At 64.3% G+C, this 12,923-nt stretch carries 11 protein-coding genes; 2 read left to right on the top strand and 9 right to left on the bottom strand.

Annotation, left to right across the window (positions count from 1 at the left end):
- Nucleotides 1–57 precede the first annotated feature (57 nt).
- Both ACYU0X_RS16610 and ACYU0X_RS16605 read left to right on the top strand, forming a co-directional pair.
- The gene (locus ACYU0X_RS16610; protein WP_418909349.1) at nucleotides 58–1,008 is read left to right on the top strand and encodes an ROK family protein; all 951 of its coding nucleotides are present in this window, start codon (nucleotides 58–60) and stop codon (nucleotides 1,006–1,008) included.
- Nucleotides 1,009–1,050: 42 nt separating this feature from the next.
- Entirely contained in the window at nucleotides 1,051–1,554 is a 504-nt protein-coding gene (locus ACYU0X_RS16605) for a 2'-5' RNA ligase family protein (RefSeq protein ID WP_418907868.1), read from the top strand.
- A 536-nt stretch (nucleotides 1,555–2,090) separates the two neighbouring features.
- Here the strand turns inward: ACYU0X_RS16605 and ACYU0X_RS16600 are convergent.
- The 9 genes from ACYU0X_RS16600 to ACYU0X_RS16560 all read right to left on the bottom strand — a co-directional run bounded on the left by ACYU0X_RS16600 (nucleotide 2,091) and on the right by ACYU0X_RS16560 (nucleotide 12,919).
- Nucleotides 2,091–2,864 carry an ABC transporter ATP-binding protein gene (locus tag ACYU0X_RS16600; protein ID WP_418907867.1) on the bottom strand — a complete coding sequence of 258 codons (774 nt, stop codon included), beginning with the start codon at nucleotides 2,862–2,864 and terminating at the stop codon, nucleotides 2,091–2,093.
- 31 nt (nucleotides 2,865–2,895) lie between these two features.
- The gene (locus tag ACYU0X_RS16595; protein ID WP_418907866.1) at nucleotides 2,896–3,996 is read right to left on the bottom strand and encodes a FecCD family ABC transporter permease; all 1,101 of its coding nucleotides are present in this window, start codon (nucleotides 3,994–3,996) and stop codon (nucleotides 2,896–2,898) included.
- The gene (locus ACYU0X_RS16590) at nucleotides 3,993–5,207 is read right to left on the bottom strand and encodes an MFS transporter (protein WP_309410033.1); all 1,215 of its coding nucleotides are present in this window, start codon (nucleotides 5,205–5,207) and stop codon (nucleotides 3,993–3,995) included. The genes ACYU0X_RS16595 and ACYU0X_RS16590 overlap by 4 nt, the downstream gene beginning before the upstream one ends.
- Nucleotides 5,204–6,499, bottom strand: a complete 1,296-nt coding sequence (locus tag ACYU0X_RS16585) for an opine metallophore biosynthesis dehydrogenase (RefSeq protein ID WP_461901745.1) — start codon at nucleotides 6,497–6,499, stop codon at nucleotides 5,204–5,206. The genes ACYU0X_RS16590 and ACYU0X_RS16585 overlap by 4 nt, the downstream gene beginning before the upstream one ends.
- Nucleotides 6,500–6,501: 2 nt before the next feature.
- Complete coding sequence (locus ACYU0X_RS16580) at nucleotides 6,502–7,362, bottom strand: class I SAM-dependent methyltransferase (RefSeq protein WP_418907864.1); 861 nt, start codon at nucleotides 7,360–7,362, stop codon at nucleotides 6,502–6,504.
- Nucleotides 7,349–8,167: a hypothetical protein gene (locus ACYU0X_RS16575; protein WP_418907863.1), complete on the bottom strand. Its 819-nt coding sequence runs from the start codon at nucleotides 8,165–8,167 to the stop codon at nucleotides 7,349–7,351. The genes ACYU0X_RS16580 and ACYU0X_RS16575 overlap by 14 nt, the downstream gene beginning before the upstream one ends.
- Before the next feature lie 77 nt (nucleotides 8,168–8,244).
- Complete coding sequence (locus tag ACYU0X_RS16570) at nucleotides 8,245–9,267, bottom strand: ABC transporter substrate-binding protein (protein ID WP_461901744.1); 1,023 nt, start codon at nucleotides 9,265–9,267, stop codon at nucleotides 8,245–8,247.
- A 274-nt stretch (nucleotides 9,268–9,541) separates the two neighbouring features.
- Nucleotides 9,542–11,230: a glycoside hydrolase family 13 protein gene (locus tag ACYU0X_RS16565; protein WP_461901743.1), complete on the bottom strand. Its 1,689-nt coding sequence runs from the start codon at nucleotides 11,228–11,230 to the stop codon at nucleotides 9,542–9,544.
- Between the two features lie 36 nt (nucleotides 11,231–11,266).
- Nucleotides 11,267–12,919, bottom strand: a complete 1,653-nt coding sequence (locus ACYU0X_RS16560) for a glycoside hydrolase family 13 protein (RefSeq protein ID WP_418909348.1) — start codon at nucleotides 12,917–12,919, stop codon at nucleotides 11,267–11,269.
- Nucleotides 12,920–12,923: the final 4 nt, after the last annotated feature.

Genomic DNA, 12,923 nt, shown 5'->3' with positions numbered 1-12,923 from the left:
TCCGGTCCGAGGGACACCAGGCGCTTAACGTTTAGAGTTATTAGCGTGCAACAGATTATGGCCATCGGTGTCGATATAGGCGGAACCAAAATAGCCGCCGGACTTGTCGATTCGGCAGGGCGCATCGTGCGTCAACTTCGTCGTGAAACACCGAAAAATGATGCCCTAACGGTTGAATACACTGTGGCCGAGCTGGTGAATGAACTCAGTGCCGGCGAAGCGGGTATCCCGGTCGGGGTCGGCGCCGCGGGGTGGATGGATGCGGCCGGTGAGAACGTGCTGTTTAGTCCACACCTGGCCTGGCGCAACGAGCCGGTGCGGGCTCGGCTTCGCGATCTGATGGGTGCCGAAGTCACCCTGGTCAATGACGCGGACGCCGCCGGGTGGGCCGAGTACCGCTTTGGGGCCGCGCGCGCAGAAAGCGATGTGGTCTGCTTGACCCTAGGCACCGGGATTGGCGGTGCGATGATTCTCGGCGGCGAGGTGTATCGCGGACGCTTCGGGGTAGCTGGGGAGTTTGGCCACCAGGTGATCGTTCCCGGAGGGCACCGCTGCGCTTGCGGTAACCGGGGATGCTGGGAACAGTACGCCTCGGGTAACGCACTTGGCCGCGATGGCGCCGAACTGGTGCGTTCGGGTTCACCGGTGGCGCACAACCTGATTGCCGCGGTGCACGGAGCGCCTGAGGAGGTCACCGGAGCTATCGTGACCCGACTGGCCGCCGAAGGGGATCCGGCCTGCCGGGACCTGCTCACCGAGATGGGGCAGTGGTTGGGGCTGGGAATCGCCAATCTGTGCGCGGTACTGGATCCAGGCATGATCGTGATCGGTGGCGGGCTGGGTGCGGCCTCTGCGCAGTTGGTGGCCACCGCCGACGAGAGCTACCGAAAAACGCTCTCCGGGCGTGGCTACCGGCCCTATGCGGTGGTGGCTCAGGCTCAACTGGGGGCCGAAGCGGGGCTCATCGGCGCCGCCGATCTGGCCCGCCGCAACCACACCACTGTCTAGCGGCCCCTGTTCCGCCGGAGCGATCGATGTGACACTGGAGCCATGCGGAATCTGGTGATGGTCGTGTTCGTCGAACCGGTGACCGAGGGTGGGATGTTCCCGCGCGAGGACTGGCCACTGCACATCACGCTGCTACGTTTTGATTTGCCCAGTACCGCCGAAGACGGATCGGATCCCGTGCGGCGGCTAGTGGAAGATGCGACCCCGGCCGTCTGCCGGGCCTTAGGGGCGCAACTGCGGGTAGGCCCCGAGGCGTGGTTCGGGCGGCACGAATCGATTCTGGTCAACCTCGTGGAACCCGACCCACGGCTACAGGAGCTCCACGAAACCATCGCTGGGCAGGTGCTGGCCCTGCACGGGCGCATCGCCAGCCAGCGGCATACCCTCGAGGCCTACCGGCCGCACATCACCCACCACGACGGTCGGCGACGACATGCCGGACAACTGCTGGAGCTGGACCGTGTGGCCTTGGTGGACATGGCTCCGGAGGGGGACCACTCCCAGCGCCGCATTCTCAAGCTCTGGCAGGGCCCGCCTCCGGCGTGACGTGCTTAGTGGGCAGCCAACGCTCCGGCTGTGGCGTTGCGTTACGCGGTCCAGAGACAGCGTGGACCGCGGCGGATGACGTCACCGACGCCATCCGCTACGGGTTGGCGGCTAGTTGATGAAGTCGAAAATCAATAGCCCGAGCCCAAAAATGAATAGTGCCAAGGCGCTGAAAATGAAGATCAGAAATGGATTCCGGCGCCCTTCGAGCGTCGGAGAGCTTGCTCGAGAATGGTTGCTCGCGCGCAGACAGAGTACTGCTCCAAGTGCAAATGCACTCATGGCTGAAACGGAAAGAGCAGTAATGGGCAACGCACCACCTTAGGCTGGCGAGCAATCTCTAGGTCGACGACTCGGGCGGGACTCCGAACAGGAGGCACGAAGTCGACCCAAGTGATTGAGTATAAATTCCCTTGAAGTCTATTCCGGGCCCCAATTGGCTGTAAATCCTACTTTCGTTGGAGCCTGCGGCACTCGCGCGTCTGGCATATGTCATGTTGCGCCCAAGGAGCAGTAACCGTGGGAACACCAACCGGCTACACCGTGACCGGCTCCTCAAGCGGACTGAACACCAGCTGTAGGTGGGCGCCGAGTGAAACACGCTCGGCGTTCACCTCATAGACCTCGCGTATCAGCTCCGAGGTGAGCACCGTGTCGGGAGTACCGCTGGCCACGACCCGCCCTTGCTGGAGCATCACCAGTTTCGTGCAATAGCGCGCCGCAAGATTCAGATCGTGCAACACGATGACGGTGGTCAACCCGAGCTGCCCGACGAGGCGCAACAATTCGTGCTGGTGCCGAATGTCCAGGTGGTTTGTCGGTTCATCGAGTAACAGGTGATCGGCCTGTTGCGCGAGCATGCGAGCAATAAGCACGCGTTGCTTTTCACCGCCGGAGAGCGTGGCGTAGCGCCGATCCGCTAAGTCGCGGACACCGACGCGAGTCAGCGCCTGCGCCGCGGCACGGTGATCTTCGCGGTCGAAAGCGGCCAAGGCACCGCGTTGCGCTGTCCGCCCCAACAACACCATATCGGCCACGGTGATCGGCAGGTCCGAGGGTGTCTCTTGGGCCACTACCGCGATCTTCCGGGCCAGTTCGGTGCCGCGCAACGCGGTCACCGGGTCTCCATCGATGCTCACGAGTCCGGCCCGGGGCCGCAGGGCCGCATAGAGGGTGCGCAACAGCGTGCTCTTACCGCTACCGTTGGGGCCGATCAGCCCCAGCACTTCACCGGGGCCCGCCTCGAGCGAGACGCCCTGAATGACCAGTCGGTCATCGTAGCCGACCGAAATATCTTGGGCCGAAATCATGGCTACTCACTTCCTTTCATGTAACGCGTCATCATTGGGTAGGGTTCAGCCGGCGTACCAGCAGGAAGAGCAAGGGCGCGCCGAGTAGTGCGGTGACGATCCCTAACGGCAGTTCCTGCGGGGACAGGACGCTGCGGGCCAGCACATCGGCCCAGATGAGGAAGATCCCACCGAGCAGCGCCGCGACCGGTAATAGCCGACGGTGTGCGGTTCCCACGCAGAGCCGGGCTACATGAGGGATGATCAGCCCCACGAAGCCGATCCCACCCGAGGCGGCAACCAAGGCTCCGACGCAGAGCGCGATCAACACCATCACCATCGCGCGAAGCCGGGTCGGGGAGAGGCCCAAGGTCTGCGCGGTGCCATCACCGATGGCGAGCGCATCGAGCGGCCTAGCCCAATACAACAGCAGCATCAGCGTGGCCAGCACCACCGCGAGGGTCAGTATGGCCGAACCGTGGGTGGCCAGCGTGAGCGAACCGAGCACCCAAAAGAGCACCGAACGGCCCGCATCCGGGTCATCGGAGGCGAAAATCAGCAGCGAGGTCAATGCGTGTAATACGTACCCAATCGAAACCCCTGAGAGCACCAGACGGGTGGAAGTCATCTGCCCACTGACACGGGCCAATAAGAAGACCGCCACCCCGGCGGCGAGCGCCCCGATGAAAGCGCTACCGGTGAGCGATAGCGAACCTACGCTGGCACCGAAACCGAAAAGAATCGCGGCCGCGGCTAGTGTCGAGGCACCCGAGGTCACCCCGAGCAGGTAGGGCTCGGCCAGGATATTGCGAGTCAACGCCTGCAACGCCACTCCGGCAATGGCCAACCCCGCGCCGACCGCGGCTCCAAGAAGTACCCGAGGTACCCGCGAGAGCCAGATAATCGATTCCTCGGACGCGCTCCAATCCACTTGCAGCGGAAGCCCGAAAAGCTGCCGGCCGATAATCCTCGCGGTCGTCTCCAACGGGATACTGGCCGGCCCGAGGCTAACGGCCACCGGAATTGTGGCCACCAAGAGCACCGAGAGCCCGATCAGCCATCGGCGGGTGCGCCGACGCCGCCGGTCATGCTCGAGGTCATCCGCTGCCGGGAGCGGGGGCAAGACGGCTGAAAATTCGGTAACTGTGCTCATTCGGTCGGCTCCGGTCGCAGAGACAGGGCGGCTAGTAGCGCGAGTAGCGTGAGCGCCCCGAGTGCGGTGGCCGCACCCGGATAGCCGGCCACGCCCATGCCGGCACCGGCCACGGCGGCACCGAGGAAGAGACCTAGGCTCATACCCGCGGAGTTTAGGCTCAACGCGGTGCCGCGTACGGTACTGCATCGGCGCACCAGCAGGGTCACCACGGCTGCGGCCACCACGGCGTGACTCGCCGAAAGCAACGCCGTGGCCAGAAGCGCCAACGGCAGATTAGGGGCGAGATACACCCCAACCAGAGCGCCAAGGGCGCTGATGAGGCAGAGCACCATAACCCGCCGGGCTCGTGCATCGGCCTCCTCGAGATTCAACAGTCGACCGGCCGCGAGATGTCCTAGGAAGAAAGCACCGCCGCTAAGCCCCCAAACGAAGGCGAACTGGCTCGGTTGCAGGCCAAAGCGTTCGGAGTACAACGGCGCGAGGAAAGCCAGATGGCCCATCAGAGCCCCGGCCCGGCCAAAGGCCACCAAGAGCAGTGCCCGTGCCCCCGGCACCTTGGCAAGGGTGCGGAAGGCGGCAAGGTAACCGATGCGTGCGGTATCCGGTGCCGCATGCTGGGTGTTGCGGTCAAAACGCAGCAGTAGCGGGACCAGCGCGAGGGCCAGCACGGCCACCGCGATCAGGTCGCCACGCCAGCCCCACCAGCTGGTGGGGATCACCAGCAGCGGAGCCCCCAGCGTCGAGGCTAGGGTTTGTGAGGTCATGACCAGTGTGGCGGCCCGGCTGGCGGCGGGCCCGGAGCCAAAGCGGTCGGCCGCCGCCGTGGAGAGCGCCGGATAGAGCAACGCGTTCGACACGCCTGTGATCAGGCAGAAGGCCGCCAGCGCCGGAAGCCAAGCGAACGACCCGACAACAGTGGCCAGGGCAAGGAGCACCAACGCCACCGAAGCCACGCGGCCCGGTGCAAAACGGGAAAGTAGCGGGGCCAGCGCGACCCCGGCCAGCACCGCGCCGATTCCGCCGAGTCCACGCAGGGCGCCGACGGCGGCGTTCCCTTCGCCCACGGATTCTGCGATCGAGACCAGAAAGGTGCTGAAAATGGTGAAGGGTAGTAGACCCGCCGCGGAGGCGAGCAGTGTGGGCCACAGGGCGGCGACTATGCGCCGTTCGCTGGGCAGGGTTTGGTCGACTGTGAGGTTATTGCTCATTTCACTCCCACCGTTGCGGCGCAGATCAGCTGCACATCGTCGGAAAAATCTTGCACCGTGAAGGCCTCAGAACAAGGTTCCGGGGCTAAGGCTTCGGCACTCTGGGTTAGGTATCGTTCGTAGGTATTGAGCAGCGCGTCGATCGTGGGACAGGGGACCTGCAGTTGCCGGGCGAGACCTTGGATGATCTTCGTGCGGTAGTAATCCTCCTTCGGCATCCGCGGAATATCCCATACCCCAGCCTGTGTGCGGAAGATCGGACGGAAAGCGATGGCCGAGAAGTCGAAGTAGCGTCCCTGGTCATCCGGGGTGGAGTACGGGTCGATCAGTAGCGACGCATAGCGTACGTAGAGCAAGTACTCTTGCTCGCTGCTCGACAGGCTCTCGAAGCGGGCGGCGTCCACCGGATTGATGCTTTCGGGGCGCACTGGATACCCGTCGCTGAGCATGAAATCCAGCAGGTTGACCGGGGCGCCGCCCAAGCGCTCGGTAATGGCCGAGAGCTCTCGCCAATGGGCGAGCATGGTGCGGATCAGCTCCGGGTTGATCGGTCCCTCCGGGTAGAGCTTATAGACATAGCTCTTTGTCGCCGCCGGATCGAATACGGCCCGCAGCGCGAACTCGTTCATGAACAGGCTCGAATGCACGTAGAGCGACATATTCCGTGTTTCGGCGGCCAGCGGATGTTCAACTGCCTCCAGTTCGACACCGACGCCGGCGTGCAACTTGGACAGCACCTGCAGACTTGGCGAGCTACCCGCGCTGGAACCGGCGTAGACGCGGCGTTTGACCCCGGCGGTCAGCACGCGCTCGCCGATAGTACCCTGCGACCAGCGAGTATCCCCTAGGTAGCTTGAAAGGCTGATGACTTCTGGGGTGGCGGGCCAGTCGCGGGTGTAGCTGCGCACCAGGGCACTGGAGCCGAGGGTGGGGGAGAGCAGGACAATGCGCTGGAGCGAGGTGTGCACGCTAGGCGGGAGACTGCGTAGCACCGGAAGGTAGGCATCGGCGGTGACCGTCAGGACGAGAGTGTCCCAACGGCCCCGTACGTGCGTGTAATCGGTGTACCAGAAGCTGAGCCTGCCGGTGCCGGCCAGCGCCCGGTGTTGTTCATTGTGCACCTCGACCTCAATCTGACCGGCGGAGGCTTGCAAGCGGTCAAAGAACTCGGCGGAGCGCGCCGAGGGGCGCCCGGCGATGCCCACCTGATGCTCGAGGCGGGTGAACAGGAGCGCTAATTGCACCGCGGTGGGACCGGTGCCGGCGATTAATACCGAACCGAAATCTTCCATGGTTATCCGTCCTTTGCCTGCGTGCGCGCCTTGGCGTAGAGCGCGATATCGAAAACCTGATCTTCTTGGCGGATGGTGTGCACCAATTGCCAGCGTTGTGGGTTGACCGGCTGCATCGGGTAGTTGAATAGCGACTTCAGTGAATCTCCGAAGCGCATGGCCACCACGACGTCCTCGCGGGTGTGCGCGTAGAGCTCGTCGAGTAGCTCGTATTTGGCCGCCACCGTGGAACTGAAAACGAGGTGGGTGGCTTGGGCTGTGAACTCCAGTTCGGCGGCCGTACGCTGTTCGAGCCCGATGTGCAGGCCGCTGCCCAACTGTTGCACCACCCGTCGGCCCAGTTCCACGGCTTCTGCGTCGATGTCGATACCGAGAGTGCGGGCCCCGGTCTGTTGAGCGAGGTGGAGCAAGGTCATCGGGTAGGAACCGGAACCGATGAGCAGCACCTTGGAATGCTCATCCGGAGTCATCGCCCCGAATTCCTGCTCGATGCAGGATTCAACGTTCATGAAGTAGTCGTCGGTGCTTTCCTGACCGTTGAGCAACCGTAGCGCCCGGTACTTTTCCAGCACCCCGGCGCATCGTGCCGAGAGTGCACGCAGTTCGTCCACTAATTCTTCCGTCGGTGCCCCGCCATCTTGAAGGAGCCGGGTGAACCGTGCCTCGTTCGATGCGCTGGTGATCAGCCGGGCATAGTTGGCGATGGCCTGTTCGAGGTGTCGGGCCCCTCCGGTGCTGCCGTCATAGGCCGCGAGAGCCTCGGTGAAGAGCCGGCGATACTGGTGCAGGCTCTCCAATAACCGTTGCGCCTCATCGGAGCTCGCAACGGTTGGCTCGGTGGTGACTGGGTTAGATGTGAACATAGGCTGTCCCTTCGGCGATGATGCGAACCTGCCCACCGATACCAAGCTCGGTGACGGTTCCCTGTGTGTACTGTGCGCTCACGTGCATGGTGCCTCCGGGCTGGTGCACCGCGGTGCTGATCGAGCGGCCGCCGGTAGCGGCCAAGTAGGCGCCCACTGCGCCGGTGCCCGAACCGCAACTGCGTTCGAAAACCATGGAATCCAGCGCGGGCACGTGGATCAGTGGTGCTAGTTGTTGTCGTATCGGGTCGTAGAGCATTACCCCGACCAGGGCGATACCGGTGCGTAGTGCTAGATTCCGTGCGTGGTTTTGCGCCGCGGCACGCAGATGCGGATCTGCGGGGTTGCCTTCGAGCACCAGATGAATCGCTTCGGGATAGCGCAACAGAGCGCAGGGCGCCGTTTCGGCACCCGGGAAACGGTAGGGCTCAACACGCAGTGGCCCGGGCACCGAGAGTTGACAGTGGTATCCCGAGTCGCGGTGCTCGACCAGACAGTGCACCGCCCGGGTGCTGCCCGAGGCCTCGAGGGTGATCTGTCGCGACCGGCCGGGTAGTAATCCGCCGTGCGCGGCAAGGTAGGCGGCCAGCGCCATGCATGCATTGCCGCAGAATTCGTCGCCAGCCATATGCAACCGCGCGTGCGCCTCCGGGGTGGATGCGGTGCGGATAAATCCGACCTGCTCGGCGTGCACATGCTGGGTTTGGAGCAGCTGGGCCGCAATCGCTGGGTAGTGCGCGCTGGGGTGCCCGCTGGTGACCAGGAGAGTCATGTTTTCGGTGGGCGAGAGCTTGACGAACTCCACGGCGGTAGCCGATGGCAGAGCCCCTCGGCGCAATGATGAGTGGGAGGCGGCGCTCCGGGAGTGTTGGGTGAGCCGGCTCATCCGTCGCTCAGGCGATTAGCGAGCAGCTCCAGGCCATCCACGGCCAAGGGGCCGGGGGAGGTGTAGTAGTAATTCAGTGGCAGCAGGGCCGAGTCGTCCGATACCGCTTCGATACCGGCCAGCTCGGGGCGCTGACGCACCGCGTCCACGACGTCCTGCTCGGTTTCAACCTGCGAGGATCCGGTGGGTAGGAACATGGCGAAAATCAGTTGCGGAGCCGCATCGGTCAGCGCCTCGGTGGAGGGCTCAAAGTAACGCTTGGGGACATCGGCGAAGACATTTTCTACGCCGAGCAATTCCATTTGCTCCGACACCAATGACTGTCCGCCGTAGGAGCCCACGGTTCCTTCGGCCGGGACATAGAGGGGGACCGCGCTGCGCGCGGCGTGGTCACCGACGAGCTCGGTGGCTGCGGTAACTCGTTTGCGTAGATCGGCGATGGAGGCCGCGGCCTGGTCCTGAGTGCCAAAGACCTTGCCGTAGTTCTCAATATCCCGGTAGATCAACTCGAAGCCGCTGAGGTTGTGTGTGGAACGCCCCTCGATACCGGCGCAGTAGCCGCTGACCGTGACTAATTTGATCCCGGCTCCCTCCAGGCGCTGGGCCAGCGAGTCGAGGTCAACGCCTGCGGTGATATCGGTGCCGATCACCGCATCGACCCCACTGTTCAGGATCATCTCAAAGGACACCTTGTGGGAATCCTCGGCGATGCGTTCGGCCTGCTCCACCACACGCTGGGTTGATGCGTCGAAGGGAACCTGCAAGCTTCCCGCGTAGTGGGTGACTCGTTCGCCAGCACCGGCCGCCTCGAGCAGTGCCGGGGCTTCCGACCCGACGGCCAAGATGCGTTCTGGCGGCGTATCGAAGGTGACCTCTCGGCCGCAGCTGTCGATGGTGACCGATTCGGCCGTCGTGCTGTTCGCGTTCGTGCGATCGACAGTGCCGGGGGTGCTGCACCCACTAATTAGCGCGACTAGCAGGGCGAGTGAGAGTGCTTTGACGGGATTGGGGTGTTTCATTGAGAGATTGCTCCGTTTTCATGTGCGTCGAGCCGTGCGGTCAACGAGTGCCGCGTCCAGGAACCAAACGCCCTAAGCTTATTGCAAATGATTCTCAATAACAAAAAGGGTCGAGCATTGTTGCGTAGGTTGCTCTAAACCTGCTGAGTAGGACCTAGATTCTCCAGACAGGGCTGCGCTTAAACTGGCGGCAGCTGCAATGCCGGAACGCAACGGAGCTGTTAAATGAGTTAGGGCCCCGCTCCAAAGTGAAGCGGGGCCCTAAGAATTACTACTAGCGGCGCAACCAGGCGGTTGCCTCACCGGGCAGCGCCCCGGCGACCAGCTCTGCGCTACTAAGCAATAGTTCCCCCTCGGGCAGGTCAACCGGTTCGGTGCCGAAGTTGGTCACCACCACCCAGCCGCCGGGCCGCTCGAAACTCAGCACGTCCAGCCGAGCGGTCTCGAGCCACTGCAGGGTTTCCGCGCCCTGCAGCTCCCGCCGCAGTCGTAGCGCCGCGCGATACAGTTCCAGCGTCGAGCCAGCGGTGCCATCTTGCGCCGCCACCGAGTAGTCGCCAAACCACTGCGGCTGCGGCAGGTGCGCGTGGCCGGAACCGAAACCGAAGGAGGACCCTTCGCTGCTCCATGGCAGGGGTACGCGGCAGCCGTCGCGGCCCTTATCCACCCCGGGGTTTCGGAAGAAAGTCGGATCCTGCCGCGCCTCATCGGCGATGTCGCCCACCTCGTGGAGCCCCAATTCTTCACCCTGGTACAGGTAGGCAGAGCCCGGGAGCGCCAGCTCGAACAGGGAGGCCGCCCGTGCCCGGCGTTCCCCGCGGGCGCGATCCAATGCCGTTTCCGGGGCACCGGCCAGTACCCAGGCCTGACCCTGCTTCTGATCGCGTTCGGTGGAGCCCACGCTGGCCTGCAACGGCGGCAAACCGTAGCGGGTGGCATGGCGCACCACATCGTGATTGGAGAGTACCCAGGTGGACGAGGAACCGGACTCGGCGGCCAGCTCCAGCGAGTCGGTGACCACCTCGCGGAAGGCCGCGGCGTCGAATTCTTGGGTGAGCAGATCGAACTCGAAGGCCTGCCCCAAGCCCTGTGCGCTGGCGTAGCGCGGTCGGCGGTGCCGTTCGACCCACGCTTCGGCCACGGCGGTGCGCGGCGGATCATAGGAGTCGAACAGTTTGCGCCATTCGGCGTAGATCTCATGTACCTCGTCGCGGTCCCAGATCGGGTGCGTGCCCGAGCTGCGATCGATTTGGTTCAGCTCCGCCTCGCTGGGTAGCGGATCGGAAAGATCCTTGCTCAGCGCGTGCGCCACGTCGATGCGGAAACCATCGACGCCACGGTCGGACCAGAACCGCAGGGTGGTCAAGAAGTCCTCGCGCACCTCGGGGTTCGACCAGTTGAAATCCGGTTGCTCGGGGGCGAACAGGTGCAGATACCACTGCCCGTCCTCCACTTGGGTCCAGGCCGGGCCACCGAAAATACTGGTCCAGTCGCTCGGCGGTAGTTCGCCATTGTCCCCGCGTCCCTCGCGGAAGATGTAGCGGTCGCGCTCGACGCTGCCGCGGCCCGCGGCCAGCGCCTGCTGGAACCAGCGGTGCTCATTGGAGGAATGGTTCGGGACAATATCCACGACCAGTTTGATCCCGGCGTCATGCAAGGCGGAGCGCATCCGATCGAAGTCGTCCAGGGTGCCGATCTTGGGGTCGACATCGCGGTAGTCGGCGACATCGTAGCCACCGTCGGCCAGCGCCGAGGGGTAGAAGGGGCTGAGCCATACGGCGTCCACCCCGAGGGATTTCAGGTAGGGAACCTTGGCGGTAATGCCCTGCAGGTCACCGATGCCATCGCCGTTAGCGTCGGCGAAACTCCGCGGGTAGATCTGGTAGACGGCGGCCTGCCGCCACCAGTTTGCATCGGTGAGGGTTTCGGGGCGTTCGGTGGCTGGCGCGGTGCTCAGACTCATCGATTCATAATCCTTTCGTGGGGTAAAAGTAGGTGGTTAGCGGCGCAACCATACGGTGGTGGCCCCGGGCAGAGTGGCGTCGTTCAGCTCGCTACTGGCCAGCAACACCTCACCGGCTGGGAGGTCAACCGGTTCGTTGCCGAAGTTGCTGACCACCACCCAGCCGCCCGGGCGCTCGAAGCTCAGTACCTGCTCGTGGCCGCTGACCAACCAGTGAAGACGTTCCTCGGTCTGTAGTTCGCGGCGCAGTTTCAGTGCCGCGCGATACATTTCCAATGTGGAGCCGGCGGTGCCGTCCTGAGACTGCACCGAGTAGTCGGCGAACCACGCCGGTTGCGGCAGATGTGCACCGCCGTCACCGAAGCCGAAGGAGGGGCCCTGGCTACTCCAGGGCAGCGGTACGCGGCAACCATCGCGCCCGATCTCCTTGCCGGGGTTGCGGTAGAAGCTCGGATCCTGGCGGGCGGAGTCGGGTAGGTCCCCCACTTCATGCAGGCCCAACTCTTCGCCCTGATACAGGTAGGCCGAGCCGGGCAGGGCCAGTTGGAAGAGGGTGGCGGCCCGCGCACGGCGCTCGCCCAGCTCGGTGTCGACCTCGGAGCGCGCTCCGCCGCGCAGCAGCCAGTCCTTGCCGGTGTGCGGGTGCTCGGTTACCGGTAGCCCGTAGCGGGTGGCGTGGCGCACCACGTCATGGTTGGAGAACACCCACGTGGAGGAGGCCCCGGACCGTGCGGCTTCGTCCAGCCCCTTGGTGGCCACCTCGCGGAAGGAGGCCGCGTCGAAGTCGGCCAGCAACAGATCGAAGTTGAAGGCCTGTCCCAGACCCTCGGGGCGTGCGTAGCGGGCGAGCCGGTCGGCGTGCACCCAGGCCTCGGCCACGGCGGTCCGCGGCGGATCGTAGGAGTCGAACAGCTTGCGCCATTCGGCGTAGATCTCATGCACCTCGTCGCGGTCCCAGTACGGGTGCGAGCCGTCGACGAAACCATCGGTGGCGTGCTTGCGCGCATCGAGTTCGGCCTTGGTGGGCAGCGCGCCCTCGAGGTTCTTGGTCAGCCCGTGGGCCACATCGATGCGGAAGCCATCCACCCCACGATCCGACCAGAAGCGCAGCGTGGTCAAAAAGTCCTCGCGCACCTGCCGGTTCTGCCAGTTAAAGTCTGGTTGTTCCGGGGCGAAGATGTGCAGGTACCACTGTCCCGGCTGGCCGTCGGGCTCGGTGACGCGATGCCACATGGGGCCGCCAAAGACCGATTCCCAGTCGGTCGGTGGCAGTTCCCCGTGCTCGCCGCGCCCGTCCCGGAAGATATAGCGGTCGCGTTCCGGGGATCCGGGGCCGGCCGCCAGCGCTTCCTGGAACCAGGCGTGACGGTTTGAGGAGTGGTTCGGGACGATATCGGCAATGAGCTTAATGCCGGCCTCGTGCAGGGCGGCGACCATCCGGTCGAAATCCTCGAGTGTGCCGATCTTTGGGTCGACGTCGCGGTAGTCGTCCACGTCGTAGCCGCCGTCGGCCAGCGCCGAGGGGTAGAAGGGGCTGAGCCAGACGGCATCGACGCCAAGCTCCCGCAGGTAGGGCACCTTGGCGGTTATCCCTTGCAGGTCGCCGATGCCATCGCCGTTGGCGTCGGCGAAGCTGCGCGGGTAGATCTGGTAGACGGCGGCCTGCCGCCACCAGTTCGGGTCGGCCATGCGG

The organism is Glutamicibacter sp. X7, from assembly GCF_054889245.1.
Note: the sequence above shows the minus strand (reverse complement) of the source record. Positions and strands in the feature narration are given on the sequence as shown.

What these genes read in the sequence shown, in the direction of transcription:
- ACYU0X_RS16610 (WP_418909349.1), top strand. Translation starts at nt 58, where the DNA reads ATGGCCATCGGTGTCGATATAGGCGGAACCAAAATAGCCGCCGGACTT.
- ACYU0X_RS16605 (WP_418907868.1), top strand. Translation starts at nt 1,051, where the DNA reads ATGCGGAATCTGGTGATGGTCGTGTTCGTCGAACCGGTGACCGAGGGT.
- ACYU0X_RS16600 (WP_418907867.1), bottom strand. Translation starts at nt 2,864, where the DNA reads ATGATTTCGGCCCAAGATATTTCGGTCGGCTACGATGACCGACTGGTC.
- ACYU0X_RS16595 (WP_418907866.1), bottom strand. Translation starts at nt 3,996, where the DNA reads ATGAGCACAGTTACCGAATTTTCAGCCGTCTTGCCCCCGCTCCCGGCA.
- ACYU0X_RS16590 (WP_309410033.1), bottom strand. Translation starts at nt 5,207, where the DNA reads ATGAGCAATAACCTCACAGTCGACCAAACCCTGCCCAGCGAACGGCGC.
- ACYU0X_RS16585 (WP_461901745.1), bottom strand. Translation starts at nt 6,499, where the DNA reads ATGGAAGATTTCGGTTCGGTATTAATCGCCGGCACCGGTCCCACCGCG.
- ACYU0X_RS16580 (WP_418907864.1), bottom strand. Translation starts at nt 7,362, where the DNA reads ATGTTCACATCTAACCCAGTCACCACCGAGCCAACCGTTGCGAGCTCC.
- ACYU0X_RS16570 (WP_461901744.1), bottom strand. Translation starts at nt 9,267, where the DNA reads ATGAAACACCCCAATCCCGTCAAAGCACTCTCACTCGCCCTGCTAGTC.
- ACYU0X_RS16565 (WP_461901743.1), bottom strand. Translation starts at nt 11,230, where the DNA reads ATGAGTCTGAGCACCGCGCCAGCCACCGAACGCCCCGAAACCCTCACC.
- ACYU0X_RS16560 (WP_418909348.1), bottom strand. Translation starts at nt 12,919, where the DNA reads ATGGCCGACCCGAACTGGTGGCGGCAGGCCGCCGTCTACCAGATCTAC.